The 16,887-nt window shown below is 59.6% G+C and carries 14 protein-coding genes and 7 pseudogenes; 8 read left to right on the top strand and 13 right to left on the bottom strand.

The genetic code is table 11. From position 1 onward, the window contains the following. Window positions 1-87: 87 nt before the first annotated feature. Window positions 88-558 carry a hypothetical protein gene (locus QA649_RS35320; protein ID WP_283021247.1) on the top strand — a complete coding sequence of 157 codons (471 nt, stop codon included), beginning with the start codon at window positions 88-90 and terminating at the stop codon, window positions 556-558. A 73-nt stretch (window positions 559-631) separates the two neighbouring features. Here the strand turns inward: QA649_RS35320 and QA649_RS35315 are convergent, their stop codons facing one another. The 4 genes and pseudogenes from QA649_RS35315 to QA649_RS35300 form a co-directional block, all read right to left on the bottom strand. After that, window positions 632-2,110, bottom strand: coding sequence for an IS66 family transposase (locus QA649_RS35315; RefSeq protein ID WP_283026171.1), 1,479 nt, complete (start codon window positions 2,108-2,110; stop codon window positions 632-634). Window positions 2,111-2,232: 122 nt separating this feature from the next. Further along, window positions 2,233-2,551 (bottom strand): annotated as a pseudogene (tnpB, locus tag QA649_RS35310) (IS66 family insertion sequence element accessory protein TnpB). After that, entirely contained in the window at window positions 2,548-2,976 is a 429-nt protein-coding gene (locus QA649_RS35305) for a transposase (protein WP_283021246.1), read from the bottom strand. The pseudogene tnpB (QA649_RS35310) and the gene QA649_RS35305 overlap by 4 nt, the downstream one beginning before the upstream one ends. Before the next feature lie 353 nt (window positions 2,977-3,329). Beyond that, window positions 3,330-4,448, bottom strand: a complete 1,119-nt coding sequence (locus QA649_RS35300; RefSeq protein WP_283021245.1) for an IS110 family transposase — start codon at window positions 4,446-4,448, stop codon at window positions 3,330-3,332. Window positions 4,449-4,704: 256 nt separating this feature from the next. Between QA649_RS35300 and QA649_RS35295 the strand changes: the two are divergent. Beyond that, a pseudogene (locus QA649_RS35295) lies at window positions 4,705-4,821 on the top strand (IS110 family transposase); the annotation flags it as partial. A 272-nt stretch (window positions 4,822-5,093) separates the two neighbouring features. On the opposite strand, the gene QA649_RS35290 reads toward QA649_RS35295, so the two are convergent. The 3 genes from QA649_RS35290 to QA649_RS35280 all read right to left on the bottom strand — a co-directional run bounded on the left by QA649_RS35290 (window position 5,094) and on the right by QA649_RS35280 (window position 6,611). Beyond that, entirely contained in the window at window positions 5,094-5,585 is a 492-nt protein-coding gene (locus tag QA649_RS35290; RefSeq protein ID WP_283021244.1) for a hypothetical protein, read from the bottom strand. Between the two features lie 144 nt (window positions 5,586-5,729). Next, the gene (locus QA649_RS35285; protein WP_283021243.1) at window positions 5,730-6,212 is read right to left on the bottom strand and encodes a hypothetical protein; all 483 of its coding nucleotides are present in this window, start codon (window positions 6,210-6,212) and stop codon (window positions 5,730-5,732) included. Window positions 6,213-6,242: 30 nt separating this feature from the next. Next, a complete protein-coding gene (locus QA649_RS35280) occupies window positions 6,243-6,611 on the bottom strand; it encodes an antibiotic biosynthesis monooxygenase family protein (protein WP_283021242.1) in 369 nt (122 codons plus the stop codon). Between the two features lie 97 nt (window positions 6,612-6,708). On the opposite strand from QA649_RS35280, the gene QA649_RS35275 reads away from it, so the two are divergent. Beyond that, window positions 6,709-7,191 carry a MarR family winged helix-turn-helix transcriptional regulator gene (locus QA649_RS35275; RefSeq protein ID WP_100233494.1) on the top strand — a complete coding sequence of 161 codons (483 nt, stop codon included), beginning with the start codon at window positions 6,709-6,711 and terminating at the stop codon, window positions 7,189-7,191. Between the two features lie 559 nt (window positions 7,192-7,750). Here QA649_RS35275 and QA649_RS35270 read toward each other — a convergent pair. Continuing rightward, on the bottom strand, window positions 7,751-7,876 hold the full coding sequence (locus QA649_RS35270; RefSeq protein WP_283021241.1) for a hypothetical protein: 126 nt from the start codon (window positions 7,874-7,876) through the stop codon (window positions 7,751-7,753). Between the two features lie 58 nt (window positions 7,877-7,934). Then, window positions 7,935-8,284 (bottom strand): annotated as a pseudogene (locus tag QA649_RS35265) (hypothetical protein); the annotation flags it as partial. Between the two features lie 1,960 nt (window positions 8,285-10,244). Here QA649_RS35265 and QA649_RS35260 point away from each other — a divergent pair. Then, the gene (locus QA649_RS35260) at window positions 10,245-10,391 is read left to right on the top strand and encodes a hypothetical protein (RefSeq protein WP_283021240.1); all 147 of its coding nucleotides are present in this window, start codon (window positions 10,245-10,247) and stop codon (window positions 10,389-10,391) included. Between the two features lie 106 nt (window positions 10,392-10,497). Here QA649_RS35260 and QA649_RS35255 read toward each other — a convergent pair whose 3' ends face one another. After that, window positions 10,498-11,016, bottom strand: coding sequence for a hypothetical protein (locus QA649_RS35255; RefSeq protein ID WP_283021239.1), 519 nt, complete (start codon window positions 11,014-11,016; stop codon window positions 10,498-10,500). A 1,388-nt stretch (window positions 11,017-12,404) separates the two neighbouring features. On the opposite strand from QA649_RS35255, the pseudogene QA649_RS35250 reads away from it, so the two are divergent. Together QA649_RS35250 and QA649_RS35245 are read left to right on the top strand one after the other, a co-directional pair. Then, window positions 12,405-13,159 (top strand): annotated as a pseudogene (locus QA649_RS35250) (IS1595 family transposase); the annotation flags it as partial. Between the two features lie 81 nt (window positions 13,160-13,240). Further along, window positions 13,241-13,402 (top strand): annotated as a pseudogene (locus tag QA649_RS35245) (transposase); the annotation flags it as partial. Window positions 13,403-13,498: 96 nt separating this feature from the next. On the opposite strand, the gene QA649_RS35240 reads toward QA649_RS35245, so the two are convergent. From QA649_RS35240 to QA649_RS35230, 3 genes and pseudogenes are all read right to left on the bottom strand, one after another. Next, the gene (locus tag QA649_RS35240; RefSeq protein ID WP_283021238.1) at window positions 13,499-15,145 is read right to left on the bottom strand and encodes an IS66 family transposase; all 1,647 of its coding nucleotides are present in this window, start codon (window positions 15,143-15,145) and stop codon (window positions 13,499-13,501) included. Between the two features lie 72 nt (window positions 15,146-15,217). Continuing rightward, window positions 15,218-15,571 (bottom strand): IS66 family insertion sequence element accessory protein TnpB, encoded by a 354-nt coding sequence (gene tnpB / locus QA649_RS35235; RefSeq protein WP_283021237.1) that lies wholly within the window; start codon window positions 15,569-15,571, stop codon window positions 15,218-15,220. 10 nt (window positions 15,572-15,581) lie between these two features. Then, window positions 15,582-15,914 (bottom strand): annotated as a pseudogene (locus QA649_RS35230) (transposase); the annotation flags it as partial. A 150-nt stretch (window positions 15,915-16,064) separates the two neighbouring features. Between QA649_RS35230 and QA649_RS35225 the strand changes: the two are divergent. Both QA649_RS35225 and QA649_RS35220 read left to right on the top strand, forming a co-directional pair. Then, window positions 16,065-16,214, top strand: a pseudogene (locus tag QA649_RS35225) (IS1595 family transposase); the annotation flags it as partial. A 411-nt stretch (window positions 16,215-16,625) separates the two neighbouring features. Continuing rightward, the gene (locus tag QA649_RS35220; RefSeq protein ID WP_283021236.1) at window positions 16,626-16,868 is read left to right on the top strand and encodes a hypothetical protein; all 243 of its coding nucleotides are present in this window, start codon (window positions 16,626-16,628) and stop codon (window positions 16,866-16,868) included. The last annotated feature ends 19 nt before the right edge of the window (window positions 16,869-16,887 follow it).

The raw sequence follows: 16,887 nt of genomic DNA, 5'->3' as shown, positions 1-16,887 counted from the left end.
CAGCACGAAAGCGGCGGCCGACTGGTCTGCCTATTCAGCGCGGTATGACCACTTGTGCTCGTACAGGTGCATAGACAGGAATACGAGATGGCCTGGAAAGCAGCTCCTGATGTGGCTGAGTATATCCTCAATCTCATTCGCATGAAATTTGGCTACCATCACATGGACGATGTCCGTGTTGGGAACGGGTTCATTTGGGAGACTTCTCAGGTTCGAGTTTATTTCGATAAGGTTGGCTCGCCGAATTTTAGCCTTTCAAGCGGACCACGGGCGAGTCATCTTGATGATCGTTGGGCCAATCTATTTGATGATGACTTCAGCCCGGACGGGATCTACTCGCATAGCTTGGCGATGCGGATGGTGTCGGGGGAAGAGCCATCATCGCCTATCCTTGAACGTCTGCGCTACGCAAACGCGCTTATCGCAGAGGCGTTTAGTGAGCCACATGATCGAATTCGCCTCGTTCGCCTGGTGGCGGCGCTGGAGGCACTTGCCGTGCTGCCGCGCGAGGAGAAATCTGAAGGCCTCGCCGAACGGTGCGCATTTGCGGGCGGCTGACCAAAGAGGCGTCTGAGCGTGCGCTCGCCCATTTTGGATGTCGCGCCAAGCTTCTGTTTGGTAAGCGTCGTTCTCAGGCCACGGCTTTGAGGGCTTGAGCGCGGTAAGCCCAGGGCAGTAGCTGGTCGATGTCGCGGTTTGGATGACCATTGACGATGCTGGTGAGCGCGTCGGTCAGGTAAGCAAGCGGATCGACGTCATTCAGCTTACAGGTTTCGACCAGGGAGGCGATGATGGCCCAGTGCTCGGCGCCGCCGTCGGAGCCTGCGAACAGCGCATTTTTCCGGTTGAGCGTGATCGGACGGATCGAACGTTCGACGGCGTTGTTGTCGAGTTCGATGCGGCCGTCATCGATGAAGCGCGTCAGACCGTCCCAGCGTGAGAGCGCATAGCGGATGGCGTCGGCGAGCTTGCCCTTCTGGCTGATCAGGGCGAGTTTTGCGTGTAACCACTTCTGGAAGGTATTGGCAAGCGGCCGGCTTTTCTGCTGCCGCACGAGGCGACGCTCCTCGGCGCTGCGGCCGCGGATGTCCTTCTCAATCGCGTAGAACTCGGCGATGTGCTTGAGCGCCTCGCTCGCGATGGGTGCCGGGCCAGGTGTCGCGAGCTCATAGAAGTTGCGGCGCATGTGCGCCCAACAGAACGCAAGCTCAACGTCGCCCCGCTCAGCGAGTTTGGCGTAGCCGGCATAGCCGTCGACCTGCAGGATTCCCTTGAAGCCTGCGAGATGAGCGATCGGTCGATCGGCTTTGCGATCGGGGGCATAGACATAGGCGACGCCCGGCGGATCGACGCCGCCCCATGGTCGGTCGTCTGCCGCATAGGCCCAGAGCTGACCGGTCTTTGTGCGCCCGCGGCCGGGATCAAGCACCGGCATTGTTGTCTCGTCAGCGAACAGCTTTGGCCGTTGCCTGAGCTTGCCGAGGAGGCGCTCATGCAGCGGACGCAGGTGGAAGGCTGCTTGTCCTACCCAGTCCGCCAACGTTGAACGATCGAGCTCAATGCCCTGACGGGCGTAAATCTGCGCCTGCCGGTAGAGCGGCAGGTGATCGGCATATTTGGAGACCAGCACCTGGGCGACGGTAGCCTCGGTCGGCAATCCGCCCTCGATCAGCCTAGCCGCGGCTGGCGCCTGCATGACGCCATCCTCGCAGGCCCGGCAGGCGTATTTGGGCCGGCGGGTCACGAGGATCCGGAACTGCGCCGGGACCAAGTCCAGCCGCTCGCTTCTGTCCTCACCGATCCGGTGCAACTCGCCTTGGCAGCAGGGACAGGACTTGTTCTCGATGTCGACGATGATCTCGATCCGCGGCAGGTGCGCCGGCAACGCGCCACGGTTGCCGCGGCGCTTGCGAGCTCGCGCATCGCGGCCTTCAGGTGCACTGACGTTCTGTGCCGTCTCGCCGTACGCGGCGACTTGCTCGACGTCTTCCAGGCCCAGCAGCATCTGATCTTCGGGTAGCGTCTCCGCCCGCCGGCCAAACCGGTGTCGCTGCATTTCCTTGATGATCTGACGCAGCCGTTCGCTCTCGCACCGCTCGGCAAGCAGCATCGCTTTCAGCGTCTCGAGATCGTCAGGCAGGGCGTCGCTCACATCCAAATCAGAGCATATTCGCCGCCATCTTGCGACGCGTTCGGCGCTCCTGATTCACTTCGCCGCAGTACTGCCAACAGCTATCCGGGCTGCGCTGGCGCCGGCGTCTCCCGTGCCTCATGCACAAGCCGCCAGTCGAGTCCTTCCAGCAGCGCCGACAATTGCGCCGCTGACAGGCGCATCACACCGTCCTCGATCTTCGGCCAGCGGAAGATCCCATCCTCAAGCCTCTTGGCGAACAGGCACAGGCCCGTTCCGTCCCAGAACACCAGCTTGATCCGGTCCGCCCGCTTGGCCCGGAACACATAGACAGCTCCCGAGAATGGATCTGCACCCATGCTCTCGCGCACCAGGGTCGGTCGCCACCATCACCCGGACCGCGCCTGACGGACCGATCACCGGCTCGCCTTCAGCGCCTGGACGATCGACGCAATCATCGCCGTATCCGCTCCACGACCGGCTCGGATCGTGATGCCGTCGACTTCAATCTCGATGATCCCGCTATCTGGCTTGCGCACCACTCTGCGCTCCCGGTGAGCAGTCGGCGCCGGCACCACGGCGTCCATCACCGCCGGCACAAACTGTACTTCGTCCGCCTCGGAATGACCGCCTGCGGCTTCTCGCAACTGACGCCGCCACCCAAACAACTGCTGCGGCGACAATCCATGCCGTCGAGCCACGGAACACACAGAGTCGCCACTCGCCACGATCTCCGCGACGATCCGCGCCTTGTCCTCGTCACTCCACTTCCGCCGACGACCGGCGCCGGTGAAGACCTCAAGCCGCCGCACCGGCTCCGTGATAGCAGTATGCACTGTGTCCATTCTAAGCCTAACGGTCGAAACCGGACCGCAGACTCGCAGATCGCCCCGTCATCCGGTAGGTGGCCGCTGTCTGATGTCCTTTTGCAAGACCTAATCGCGCATCAATTTACCCGCGCCGATTTCTCGGTCGGTTCTCATCACTGAAGTGCCTATCGGAGGAGACGTGGCCTGGGACGTAGGTGAACAAGCTCTGATGCGCGGGTTGGTTACCGCATGTCCATGTATTCGTCCGGGGCTGGTCCTCTCTTACAACGGGCGTCGGCATTGCCGGCCACAAAGTGTTGCCGGGAATTCCCCATTCAACGCCACGTCCCCACCGATAGACGCGATAACGATACCGGGTGAGCCGTAGGTTAGGTCGTCGCCGGCTGATCGTCTATTCTCGCGATGGCCCACATGAAGGCAGCAAGCTCGCGAGCGACCGCGGTCACCGCCACCGTGCTGCGCTTGCCGCGAGCAACGAGGGCTCGGTAACGCTTGGTCAAACGCGCCTGAGCCTTCCATGCGATCTCTCGCACGACCTCAGGCATGTGGCGACTTGCGAAGTACTTTCGTTTTCCCAACTTAGCCGGATAGCGGTAAGTCCAGGCGGTCTCAGCCAAAACCCGGCGCACTCGGGCATTTCCGGTCTTGGTGATGCCACCACGGCGTACGGCGTCACCGGTCGAGCGTTCCGAAGGTACAAGGCCGAGATAGGCCATTAACTGCCGCGGGTTCGTAAAGCGGCGGACATCACCGACCTCAACCATGAAAGTCGCTGCGCAAATGAGTCGGACCCCGCGCAAAGCCTGTAAACGTTCGACCACCGGTGCAAGCGGCCAGTCGAGCATGCTGTCTTCGATCGCCTTTTCCAAACGCAATACTCTTTCCCGGCACTGCGCCTCCGCGACGATCAACTCCTGCAGGACAGTTTGCTGGCCCGAATACGCAAAGCGGAGCCCGTGCATCCACTTAAAGTACTTCGTTCCCCAGGCTTTCAAGCCGGGAAAAATCTTGCCATGTCGCAACAGGAAGGATCGGATCTCCTGTCGTTTGCGGGTCCGATCCTTCACCGCTGCCTCCCGCGCACGGATCAAGTCACGCATAGCCTCATGCGCTGCATCCGGGGTCCAGATCTCCGTCAGTTCGCCGGCGCGGTACAACCGGGCAAGCTTCTCAGCATCCCGGCGGTTTGTTTTGATCCGATCGCCGGGCTTGCGTGGAATAAGGGACGGGGCAATAACAGCACATTCATGGCCAAGCGCTTCGATCTCTCGCTTCAGCCCATATCCCGTCGGCCCAGCCTCATAGCAAAATCTCAAACGTAAACCTGGCCGCGCGAGCTTGCGGACGAGCCGTCCTACCGACGCGTTGTCAGAGGGTATTTCACCCAGATAGCGAACTTCACCGTTGCGCCCGCTCTCGGCAACCGCAACTGCATGTCGATCTTTGGAAACATCCAAACCTACGAAAAGGGCGTTATTATCTTCCACGGTTCGTCCTCCTGGCGTGAGGATAGGCTCCTTGAGCAACCCTCGTTCAACACCGCCAGTGTAGGGCGAACCACCTCACCGCCGGCATCCAGAAAGGACATACGGTCTTACTCTGTTTGCCACCCCTCGATCTTTGAAGGGGCGTGAGGTCCAGCCAGGCGGCAAAGTCGCGGCCCTTGGCGAAGGTCTCGACCGGCGAGCCGGACAACTTTAAGAAATCACTCTGTTGGTGCGTGGATCGGCCTGACGACGCGCCGAAAGAATCGGCTTCAAAAGAGCTGCCGTGGCTGTGGCGAGCAAGCTGGCAGTGATAATGCATACAATGCTTAAGACTGGCGAGCTGTTCAATCCGACAGCCGGAGCCATCGCATGAATCCGATTAGCGTTCTGAAGCTGAACGCTTGAGGTGTCCCTTGCCGGGACATGAGCCGAGCCATTCCGCTGATGGGGTTGCACCGCTGACTCAGCAAAGTGCGTCGTCCACATTGAAGGGCTCGTCCCGCGAAGCTCCATCATGCGGCGGCTACTGTCGACCGCGAAGACAACCGTGCACCCGGCAAGCACTTCAACAACATTATATGCTTGACCTTTCAGCAACGATTAGACAACCCCATCATAAACGGGATGGTGCGGGTCAGAGCCCGTTTAGGGATCAAGAGCGTCATCCTGCATCGGCGCTCGAAGTCGAGCGATAATTTCGCCTGCTCGCGTACCGTCCTTAGCGATAGTACTAAGTGCTCGCCGGGCTTCTTCCAGATCTGGCGGTTGAGTGCCCAACCAGTTTAAGGCGGCCTCTGCATTGAGAATCGCGGCTGTGAGCGCGTCGACGACAGCACTATAGGTGCGCACAACCTCTGCTGAGGTCTGCAATGGCGCTTCGCCCTTCGCCTTGCGCGGATTTCCTTTTGGTTCGCTGAACCGGCTGCGATGCACCTTGCGCCGCCTTAGGTGCAGAATGGCGTTTGCAGCCTTGCGGATCAGATCGAGTACCAGGTCGGGCTGGGCCCGCTTGGGTACGCGGCGGCCGTCGATCTTAAAGACAGTCGAGCGTTTTGTGACAAGACATTGAAGGGCCGGTTGCACGATGCTGGCCTTGCCGCCCAAGATGTACCAACTCGGCTTCCACTTCCAGGACATAGCGCGCTCCTCTAGTGGGTCATGAGAACGCCTCGGCGCTGTCGGCCGGGGGAACCGTTTCAACGTCGATGCAACGAACCAACGCCTTCCGGCCAGCTCATTGTGAGTTTGTGAATATATGCTCATAAGCCACAATACCGGGCGTCAGGTCAGTTGTCCGCGCAGTTCCGGTTCAGGTGATCCAGCGGGTTTGCGGCGCAACCATCCCTTCATTTTGAGACCGTCCCGCATGTTGAGAGCAAGAAGTGTAATGTTTGTTGCGCCCGCGACGAGCTCGATCGCCTGCACAGCATAGAACGTGGCATCGAATTCTGCCGCCTGAGCCTTGGAAGCAAGGAAGAGCGCAGACGGAATAAGAATCAGGATTCCGTTTCCTGCAATGAATGGCATGCGCTTGAATTTGGCCCCGATCAGTCCGGCCCGGAGCCCCTTTGCCAAGATGACACCTGTACCACCGGTCGCAGCGAGCGCCGGAATCAGCAACAAGAAACCCCACGGTATGGTGCTCTTAACCGTTGCAACTGTGGCATGGGACGCGAACAGCTCGCTGAGTACCGTCGAAAGCCAAAATGTGCCTATCGTTGCGATAGCCAAGGCGCCAGCGACAGGATGGATTAACTTGATCATGAGTATCTTCCCTTCCTAAAAACAGCAGGGCTAGGCAACGCAGATGCCGGGCACGGCAACTTTCTGGAACAGATGAGGGGAAGCTATCGCCGAGGCCGGATAGGTGGCGATTTTTGCTAGAAAGTCAGGATGGGTGAAGGCCGCGCGGAAGTGTGCGGTGGATTCCCAGACGGCGTAGTTCAGATAGGTCGAACTGTCGCCGAGAGCTCTGTGCAGCTGAGTGGAAATGAAGCCCGGCTGTCGCTTCATGAACGCTGCGTCGTCCTGCCAGGTTTTGAGAAAAGCCGCCTCATCGGCTTTGTCGAGAGTGAATAAGTTCACCAGGACGACCGAATTTGCCTCGATAGCAATCTGGCGGTCGATCGGGAAGGAAGGGTCCAGTGGGCGTAGCAACGACATGAGTGCCTCCATCGCTATTTAATATGTGATGCCTAATTGGTATTATGATTACATAACAGATTGACATTATAGTGTCAATATAAAACAATGGTGACAAATGAAAAAAGCCGAGCGAACCCCCGAGGGTGACGCCCTGACCGACCTTGTTCTCGATCTTTTCAGGCTCGACAGCCTACTTCTGACGGCCGGCGACCGTCTGGTCGCCCCGCTTGGCCTAACAAGCGCACGCTGGCAGGTGCTTGGCGCCATTGTGTCCGCCGAACGTCCCCAACCGGTCGCTTGGCTCGCACGCGACCTCGGCGGCAATCGTCAAAACGTGCAGCGGATTATCAATGATCTGCACAGGGAGGGCCTCGTATCTTTTGAGGTCAACCCGCATCACCGACGGGCGCAGCTCGTCGTGCTCACTGAGAATGGACAGCGTGCCTTCGAAGCCGCAATGGAATTGCAGGCTCCCTGGATCAACGATCTTTCAGAAGGGCTATCGGTCAAGGATATACGGATTGTCCATCGCGTGATCACGGCCTTGCGAGATAAGCTTGAGGGCGCGGGCGGCTGTGCCACCAGTTTCTCGAAATAGAACGCTGCCGGGCTCGAAATACATGTCCCGGCAGCGTTTCATTCTCAAACTGAGCCCTAAATCCCAGTTAGCGCTACCCTAGCAATGGCCGTGCCACAGGTTCGTGACAGGAAACAACAAAACGGCCTCAAGCATTTTCCGGGGCTGGCTCGGACGCTGAGGCCGTATGGCCAGCGAGGAACGAGCAAGCAAAAAGACGACGACCGGCACCAATTTCTGAAGATCACTAGCCAGAACAAGGCTCGCCAGCGCGGAGACCGGCAGCCAATTGAGGCGACCTTACCGGCTCGCCCGGTCTGCTGCCTCCGGACCCCAGCTCGTCCCACGCGAGCTGGGGCATCATTTGCGTCGATTCACAAATGTGAATCCCGAGGGGGTGATTTTTTGGGATTAAGGTGCGTTTGCCGCGACCAGATAGCGGCAGACCTCTCGGTCCCAGCTCGTTTTTCGATCCGGAAAAACCTCCAGGCTGGGGCCGGTTGGTCTACGTTGTCAGCACCTTTCCCGGCTCCAGCAAACGCACGAAAGTCCTGCTCTCGTGTAGCTCGAGCCAGCCCTTCTAAACAGCGTGCTTGATGCCAGCTCCGAACTCCGGCCCGCTGGCCTTGAGCGTGTAGAGAAATCGCGCATTGATCCGCTCGATGTAGATGCGGCCATCCTGGACCGGCTCAATGCTGGCTGCCAATCCGACAAGCTTGCGCGCGGCGCTTCAGGGCTGGCGTAAGATCGTTCAGCAGACAGCTTCAATTCTCAGCGATCCCCGGCCACCAAACAGAAGGTGGATTACTGGCCGAGATCTTCGTGGTCCGCAAGGCGACGAGATGGCTGCGCTTAAACGGGCGCCCCTGACTGAGCATTGCTCGCATCGCATATAGCGCTTAAGCTCTTGGATGGGCGTGATCTTGGGCCGCCGAACGATATCGAGCGCTACGGTCTGGTGGGTGTCGCAACCGAGACAGTTCACCTCAAGATAGCGATAGCCGGCATTGAGGGCGTCGCCGAGCACCGGGGAGGGCTGCGCAGGGCCTTGGAAACCAAGCATGCGGGCATTCCAAGCCTGACAGGCTAGGGCGTCAGCGTCCTCGCGCGCTCTTCTTCAGGAAGTTCAGCAACCTTCATTACTGCGCGATGGACGAAACCCATGATGGCATCGAACGCTGCTTTCTGGTCTGGCGTCACCGCCACTCTCCCCGAAAATTGAAGGTCTATCGCAACTTCCGCAGCCAAGGCAGGGAGCCCGGAACCACCGGTTTCGGGATGCGCGTAGGCTTAGATGGCGCCAATCTTCACGCAGATCGCGTGAGCTACGATGAATATCGGGAGCGCTATCAGGAACCACACAATGGCGTCCGTGTCGCTATCCGGCGCAAACTCTCGATTCGGGTCTGTCTCCCGCCCGTGGGCCCCTACTGAAACGGACTCGCTGAGCCGGCTACGCTTGACGGCGCGCCGCAATAGCTGTTTGACCGTAGCTTCGCGCTTTAACGTCGCATCTATGCGTGTTTCTCGGGCGGACATCCCAAAAAAAGCTCCATCGCAGCGATATCTCGACCGCCTACTGTTTGTCAGGTGCTTCGGGAGGTGTTTCCGGCGCGGCGGGTTCGGCGGCGGGTGTAGTACCCCTGAGCTCCGACGGTGTGACACAATCGCCTGCCCAAAGCTTGGTCCCTCTCACCGTTCCCACGAGCTTACAACCCATCGGGGCCAGCGGCTGTTTTTGCGGCTTGGCCGCGCGGGCTTTGGGGGGCGCGGTCGCCTTCGGCGCGCCAGTTTGAGCGTAGGCAGATGCCGAAAAGCCGAGAATGGCGGTGGCGAGAATCAGCGCAGCCCTCATCATCTTCCTTCTCCCCAGATTTACTATTTGGCGTCGGGGATAACCTCGTCCTCGACTTCAGAGCTTACTCGGCGAGACCGTCGGATCAGGCCCGAGACGCCGAGAACAATGAAGACGCCGCAAGCGATTATGAGCCAATGCCGAAGCCTCACCGGCTGGAGTACCTCGGCGAGCGCGTCCATCCTATCTCTTTTTGGGGCGGGGTTGATCGAGACGGTCTTCCCGGAATTCCGAGGGCCCTTTCACCAGCCTGCGCCTGCGAACCACCTTCTCTTCGGATGGAGTCTCCGATCGGCCACGCGATCGATGGTTTTTTCGGCAAGTTCTTTGGCTCTATCAGCGCTGGCGCCACCGGCCCTTGTCGCAGGCCTTGCACATGAGAAGGCTCTGCCGAGCCCCAGCTCGACCAGGCGGCGGATGGCTTCGGAGCGGCCGGGGAGGTCTTCTTGCTTAGCCGCCCAGGCATCGACCCTTTTCCGTAATTCCGAGGACAGGCGGATAGCCGTAACCGGGTCCTGACCGGTGGCCGGCCGGCCCGGACGTTTCCGTACTACGTTTTTCGTTGACGGCTTCATAATAAGTGTAGTACGCTAATCGAGCTTGGAAAACAAGCGGCCTGCCGTCGTGTTGCAGAGCGAGACATGGACACAGCCGGGACGAGGAGGCCACGGTGGCGTGGGCCTTGGTGAATGTCCCGCCCTCGACGAGGCATGGAACGCTGGAGCTGCTCCAGTACGTCACCACCAAACGCGGCTGGCACGTTGATAGCTGGCACACTGTCTGCTCAAGAAACTCGCCTCGGCCATCAACCGGTTCTTTGGGACCGTCTCCTGAAGGTAACAAGCACGAACCACCAAGTCGGTATCAGCTCAGAGATTGCTGGGGGACCGCGACAGAGGGCGGTGATAAGTTGGAATGGTTTTATGAACCGGGCTGCCGTCTCGAGTGCGAAGGGAGCAGCACCCGGGGATGTGGTATCTAATCTGGGATAATCCGCCCCAGACCGCTTTGCAGGCCGTCCTTTCCGCCATCCAAGCGAACTGAGCCTTCACAAGGCTAAAAACCCGTCGGTCACGCTGGCGGGACGCAGAGTTTTGCCCGGACGTTGGTTAGACTTCTTGGTCTAGCACTTGCGGCGGTTAGGGCTCGGTTGATGCATCGAACTTAGCCGCATTCTCGGCGGCAACAGCCCAGGCACGATAGAACTCGTGACCTGAAAATGCACGCCGACAATGCTTGCGATGACGAAGGCGATCTCGTCGTCGACCTGCTCAACTATGATCGCCGCCCACTCGTTGAGTTCGATTTCATCGATCCGGCCGAAAACATCTTGTTCATTCGCCGTCGCTGCGCTGTCTTGCTGTGATCACCGATGAAATCCGACCATGTAGCGGATTGCGACGAAAGTTCCCACGACGACGGCGGCCGTGATAGCGACTGAAAACGCCACTCGCGCCAAGAACTGGCCAAGGCTAAGTCCGTCCCACGAACTCATTTTCGCCTGAGGCGTGAAGATGCCGTATTCGGCGCCACCAATCCTCTTCCAAGCCCAACGTGTCGGCGATGCGTTGACCAACCTGACGCTCGACGTTGCCATCGTAAGCTGGTCCTGGCAGCGGACCCTTACCCACAGGATTGGAAACCGAATTCCCCAAAGCGGAAGGACTATCCTTTATGAACTTCGCGAAAACGGGGACGCGCGCGAACTCCAGAACAAGTCTGTTGAGAGATACGCCGTAGATTTCACGAGCTTGCAGGAACACCCTCATGCAGTCGGCGAGGGTCGCCTTACCATCAGCAGCCCCAAAAGAACTCCAGGCGCAGTCGCCACGCGGATTGACCTCGCGAGGAACGCGCGCCCATAGCTCTCGCTGACCACTTGCGATCACAAATCGATCATCAGCCCGTTCAAAGGCGTCGATGTCCAATCCACGCCCGCTATCCGCTGCCCAATACCACCGGGGCGCATCGTCAAAATCAGAATTGCTCATAAATAATCAGTCCATCGAAGCGAAAAGTAAGACGAATGGTAACCCAGCGTGTTCCTGCAGTTAGATGCGTGCATTGATCCACTACCAGACCTGTTGGGACAACCAGCCTTGATGCTGATCATTTACCAATTTCGTAACGATAAGCCTATCGGCTTTGTCCATGTACCTTCGTATGTCAGGATCTAGCGCGTCAGCTGTCGAGAGTGCTTGGATGAACGGAATCGAGGCCTCATCTCTGATTTGCTGAAGTGTTAAAGGTAATCGATCAGATTCTGTCTAGCCTGCGCATATCCCAAGTGACCAAGTACACAGCCATTACTGATTTCCATCGCTCCCGTAAGACGCTCACAGTGAGCCTACTACACACGCATTGCTAGTAAACGGCGGTATTCGGGTTACACACGCCTTCTGCCACTCGATGCGATCTTCCGCGGTCCAAAGGAAGCACTCACGTTCGAAGCGAGTTTTCTCGCGGTCGTGGAATTCCTCGTAGAGTTTGATATCACGCTCCACTCCATCAAGTTGTTCGCGAATAGTATTAGGCATGGCGGTCCCTTGGGGCGTTGCCTCCAGCCGATGCCGGTCATCGGCTCAATACCAGCGGTTAGCAACAGTGGTTTGACCGATCCATGGTTTGTTCACAAAAGATATTACGCGAGATTCTAAGCAGGCCCGCAGCGTGACGGCGATCTATAGCCGCCCGCCTTGTCAGCTTTCGGAAAGGTAGTCCGCGTAAAACGCCTTTGAAGTTGGTGGCGAGTGGCAGGGACAGCGCAATGGCACCAGAACGGTCGGCGCCGAGTCATGTTCCAGCTAACTTCAAATGGTAGCGCGGGCGGGGCAGGGACAGCGTTTGATCCAACGCAACCGAACAGCACCGAGTCTCGCCCGCACTACCTGCGACCTGAGACTGATCGCCAAGTCACCGCCCTGTCTTGGTAGTTGCTCTAGGGCAGTCGTCCGGAGAATACACCGCTGTCAGCTTCTTGCCCTCGCTTGAAGCTGATAAGTTAGCGGCACGTGGCAGGGACAGCGCTTTATCGGTCCACTTCAAAGCGCCGAGTCACGTGGCCGCTAACGTTCCCGCTGTTTAGGTCGCGCGGCTGCCACCGTGAGCCCGGTGTGATCCTTGAGGCTATCGATTACCTTGAGCGCGGCTTCGAGTTCATCTCGAAGACGCTTCGTAATCCGCAGAATGCCGCTCGCGAGCTCCTCTCGGCTGATTTCTGCACCGTGAGCAACTTTTTATTCGAGGTCTTATAGCTTCGCACTTGCGTAGCGAGATGTGCTAAGCATCATCCGGCTCCGTCCTGATTAAGGGGTCCGGCATCCGCCGAAAATGTCCCCTATATCCCTAGAATCTACGCATTCTTTAGGGATTTGGCCCCATGTCTCAGTTCAACGCGCCCCATTTCCAGACCCACGAAGCCGCCCGCGCTTACCTCGAAAAGCTGCGCTGGGGCGACGAGCGCGTTTGCCCGCACTGCGGCACGGTCGACCACTCATACGAGAATGCCAAGAAGCCCGGCGTCTACCGCTGTGCCTCCAAGGAGTGTCGCAAGGACTTCACCGTCACGACCAAGAGCGTGATGGAGAGCAGTCATATCAAGCTGCAGATCTGGCTTCAGGCGTTCTTCCTGATGGCGTCCAGCAAGAAAGGCGTGAGCGCCCGTCAGCTTCACCGCACAATTGGCTGCGCCTACAAGACGGCTTGGTTCTTGGCCCATCGTATCCGCGAGGCTATGCGCGCTGGCGGCTTGCTTCCGCCGATGGGCAGCGGTGGCAAGCCGGTCGAGGCCGACGAAACATTTTTTGGCCGCCTTGAAGGCGTGAACAAAGGCAAGGCTGCGTGGGCTCATAAGAACTCGTTATGACCCTTGTGGAGCGCGGCGGCTCTGCCCGTTCCTTCCATATCGATGGCACGCGCGCTGGCGACATCATGCCAGTCATTCGCGAAAATCTCTCGCGTGAAGCGCACCTGATGACCTACAAGTACATTGCCGAAGTCGAAGGCTTGCAGCACGACACAGTGAAGCACTCAAAGGACGAATATGTCCGCCGCGATGGCGACAAGGTGATCTCGACCAACACCGCTGAGGGCTACTACAGCATCTTCAAATGCGGCATGAAGGGCGTCTATCGTAAGCGGCGTGTTTCCCGCACCTTGTTGCTGTTGAGCAGATCGGCAATATGCGTTCCGTCTTGAAGAGGACGGTTTGTATAGATGATCGAGCGTGTTTTCGACGCATCGCAGCTACGGGTCCAGCGGCGCTGGAGCGACGAGGTCAAGAGACGGATTGTCTCGGAATCCTTTGTGCCGGGCGCGATCGTCTCGGACGTCGCGCGGCGCCATGATCTGTCGCCGCAGCATTTGTCGGCCTGGCGCAAGGCGGTGCGCGACGGGTTGTTGAAGATGCCGGAAGGCACAGAGCCGGTGGCGATGGAGCCGGCTGGATCGGTCGCGATCCAGGAAGCGAGTTCATCAAGCGGTGAGGCTGTTAGCTTGCTCGGCGCTCCACGCCCAGGGCATGAGTTCGTCCAGACGCGAGGCCGGCCAGAGGTTGACGAGTCTGGTGAGGACGTCGGTCAGATAGGCCTGCGGCTCGACGCCGCAGAGCTTGCAGGTCTCGATCAGCGAAGCGATGCAGGCCCAGTTCTCCGCGCCCTCATCATGCCCAGCGAACAGCGCATTCTTGCGATTAAGGACAAGAGGACGGATGCTCCGCTCGACAATATTTGTGTCGAGCTCGATGCGGCCGTCGTCGAGGAATCGCGTCAGGCCACCCCAGTGGTTCAAAGCGTAACGGATGTGCTCGGCGATTGTCGCTTTGCCCGAGACGCGGGTGAGTTGCTGCTCGAACCAGGCCTTGAGCGCCGCGACCTGCGGCTTGCTGCGCTCCTGGCGGACGGCACGGCGCTCATCGGCGCTGCGGCCCCTGATCGTCTTCTCGACGGCATAGAGAGCGGCGATACGCTCGAGAGCTTCACTGGCGATCGGGGCAGGACCGTCCTGGACAACGTCGAAGAAGCGCCGCCGCAGATGAGCCCAGCAGAAGGCGAGCGTGATCGCCGCGTCAGGCGCGGTGTTGGCAATGGTCTTGTAGACGGTATAGCCGTCGCATTGCACGATGCCGCGATAACCGTCGAGCAGCTTCAGCGCGTGGACGGCGCCGCGACCGGGCGCGTAAGTGTAGGCCACTGCCGGCGGATCGGCTCCGCCCCACGGCCGATCGTCGCGTGCGATGGCCCAGAAGAAGCCCTTCTTGGTGCGGCCGCGGCCGGGATCGAGCACTGGCGCTGTGGTCTCGTCGACCGCGATGTTGCGCGCGGTCAGAATGGTCTCGCGCAGCCTGAGCCAGAGCGGACGAAGCTCCGCGGCCGCATAGCCGACCCAGAACGCCAGAACCGAGCGCTTGATGTCGATGCCCTGCGCCAGCAGCATCTGAGCCTGCCGATAGAGCGGCAGGTGCCAGGCATATTTGGCGACCAGCACATGGGCGACCATCGCCTCGGTCGGCAAGCCGCCCTTGATCAGCCGCTCCGGCGCCGGCGCCTGAACCACGCCATCCGTGCAGGCCCGACAGGCGTATTTGGGACGGTGGGTGACGATCACGCGGAACTGCGCCGGGACGACGTCGAGCCGCCGTGAGGTCTCCTCACCGATCACATGCAGAGGCGCGCGGCAGCACGGGCAGCAGGTCACTTCCGGGGCAATCGTGACGTCGATATGCGGCAGATGGGCCGGAAGCGCACCACGGCTGGCGCGACGCCGTTCAGCGCGCTGGCGTGCGCCTGCCGTGTCCTTCCGGTCCTGAGCCGCCTCGTCGCTGGCAATGGCCTGCTCGATGTCTTCGATCGCCAGCTGCAACTGCTCAGGATCGAGCTTCTCCGAGCGGCGACCGAACTGCGCGCGTTGCAGCTGGCGCAAGAGATGCTGAAGGCGATCCATTTGCGACAGCGCCTGGTCGCGTTCGGCGATCGCAGCGTCGCACTTTGCGATCGCAGCGTCGCACTTTGCGATCGCAGCGTCGCACTTTGCGATCGCAGCGTCGCGCTCCGCGCATGCCGCGGCAACCAGCGCCTGCAGCGCCTCAATATCGGTCGGAAGCTGATCCGTGGTCTCGCTCACGCCCGGCACTCAAGCTGATTCGTGGGCCGTTGTGGAATATTGCAGCCGACGTGATTCAATTGGTCAAAGGGTTTATGACGTTGCGGTCGGCTGAGCAATGTCGCGGGCATGCAGGCGCGACCAGTCCAGGCCGTCCATCAGCGCGGCGAGCTGTGAGGCAGACAAACGCATCACGCCATCGCTGATCGGTGGCCAGCGGAACGAGCTATGCTCCAGCCGCTTCCACAGCAGCACGAGCCCGGACCCGTCCCAGGCAAAAATCTTCAAACGATCCGCGCGCTTTGAACGGAAGACGAAAATCGTTCCCGCGAATGGATCATCATGGAGTTGCTCGCGCACCAGCGCGGCCAGACCATCCGCACCTTTACGGAAGTCCACCGGCCGCGTCGCGATCATGATCCGTACGCCCGCCGAAGCCGCGATCATGTCGTCGCCCTCACGGCCCGCAGCACATCGCGCACCCCGGATCGACCCCGGCCGCTGCCCGAACCACCGCATCACCAATCTCGATGCTGATCGTTGTTGCGTTCCGCCTTGCCGCTTCCGCGGTCGTCCCAGCGGCGGGGTGCAGCTCCGATACCACCGGAACAAAGAATGGCCCATCCTCCGCCGGCAAGCTCAGCACACCGGCACGCGCGGCCTTGCGCCAAACGAAGAGATGTTGCGGCGCGAGGCCGTGCCGGCGCGCCACCTCGGACGCAACAGCGCCCGGCGCATACGACTCTGCCACGATCCGCCCCTTGACCGCGTCGCTCCACCGCCGCCGACGCCCCGCTCCGACCTGGATATCCACCCGGCCCCGTGGCTCCGAAGCGTCAACCATATCGTCAACCATATATGCGAACCTAACTGTAAATGACGGCTCGCATGTTGCCGATCAGCTCACGCCGAACAAGGTGCGGGAGACACGCCGCTTACCGTCTATCAACATTGCAGCGAGAAGCACCTGCATCGCTATCTTGCAGAATTCGACTTCCGATATTCAAACCGCTCCGCGACTGGCGTTGAGGACGGGGAACGTGCAGGCCTTGCTGTCAAAGGCGCGGCTGGCAAGCGTTTGACGTATCGGGGTCTCACTAAACCCGACTTCAAGCGGCTGGCACGGCGCTTCCTCAAGTGGCGCGCCAAGAGATATGCACAGCGTAACCGCAAGCGGATACGTGGGAAATACGGATCGTCACGTTAGCATCCACAGGGGTAGACAAACGTGCAACCGTTGAGACACTCGCGCGAATCACTGGTAAATTGCAACCGAGTCGGGGGCGCTCCGCCAAGAGCTAACCCCCGATCCTGCCAATTTCAGCTTAGGGGCTGACGGCAGGCTTTGGTCGGTACCAAGCAGGACTATAACCCCTGACTCGCCCATAACGTCAAGTCGGCCCCACATTTTGAAAGGGGCCAGAATGGCTTCGAACTACAGCGTCACTTTTCGTCTCGCGACAAAACCATCAACGGTAAGACTTACGAGGAGCGTCGGCAGATGCTCATCGACAATGTCAGAACCGATGGTCTTGGCTACTGGGATGAACCGACTTCATTCTTCTTGGTCGAATCCCGTTTGAACACAGATCAATTCGCAGCAAAGGCCTGCAAGGGTTTGAGCGCGAGCGAAGACTTGGTTTTCGTGTTCGATCCAGAAGACAAATCTGCTAGTTACTTTGGCGCGGTCAAACACGTTGAGGTGTTAAGGTCCTTTTTCCCCAAGCTGAAAAAGGTCCCTTGAACCTCAACTGGCACTCTGA

The organism is Bradyrhizobium sp. CB1717, from assembly GCF_029714325.1.
Classification (GTDB): domain Bacteria; phylum Pseudomonadota; class Alphaproteobacteria; order Rhizobiales; family Xanthobacteraceae; genus Bradyrhizobium.
Note: the sequence above shows the minus strand (reverse complement) of the source record. Positions and strands in the feature narration are given on the sequence as shown.

Coding starts and splice junctions, on each gene's coding strand:
- QA649_RS35320 (WP_283021247.1), top strand. CDS start 88: ATGGCCTGGAAAGCAGCTCCTGATGTGGCTGAGTATATCCTCAATCTC.
- QA649_RS35315 (WP_283026171.1), bottom strand. CDS start 2,110: ATGCTGCTTGCCGAGCGGTGCGAGAGCGAACGGCTGCGTCAGATCATC.
- QA649_RS35305 (WP_283021246.1), bottom strand. CDS start 2,976: ATGGACACAGTGCATACTGCTATCACGGAGCCGGTGCGGCGGCTTGAG.
- QA649_RS35290 (WP_283021244.1), bottom strand. CDS start 5,585: ATGTCCTGGAAGTGGAAGCCGAGTTGGTACATCTTGGGCGGCAAGGCC.
- QA649_RS35285 (WP_283021243.1), bottom strand. CDS start 6,212: ATGATCAAGTTAATCCATCCTGTCGCTGGCGCCTTGGCTATCGCAACG.
- QA649_RS35280 (WP_283021242.1), bottom strand. CDS start 6,611: ATGTCGTTGCTACGCCCACTGGACCCTTCCTTCCCGATCGACCGCCAG.
- QA649_RS35275 (WP_100233494.1), top strand. CDS start 6,709: ATGAAAAAAGCCGAGCGAACCCCCGAGGGTGACGCCCTGACCGACCTT.
- QA649_RS35260 (WP_283021240.1), top strand. CDS start 10,245: ATGCACGCCGACAATGCTTGCGATGACGAAGGCGATCTCGTCGTCGAC.
- QA649_RS35255 (WP_283021239.1), bottom strand. CDS start 11,016: ATGAGCAATTCTGATTTTGACGATGCGCCCCGGTGGTATTGGGCAGCG.
- tnpB (WP_283021237.1), bottom strand. CDS start 15,571: ATGATCGCGGCTTCGGCGGGCGTACGGATCATGATCGCGACGCGGCCG.
- QA649_RS35220 (WP_283021236.1), top strand. CDS start 16,626: ATGCTCATCGACAATGTCAGAACCGATGGTCTTGGCTACTGGGATGAA.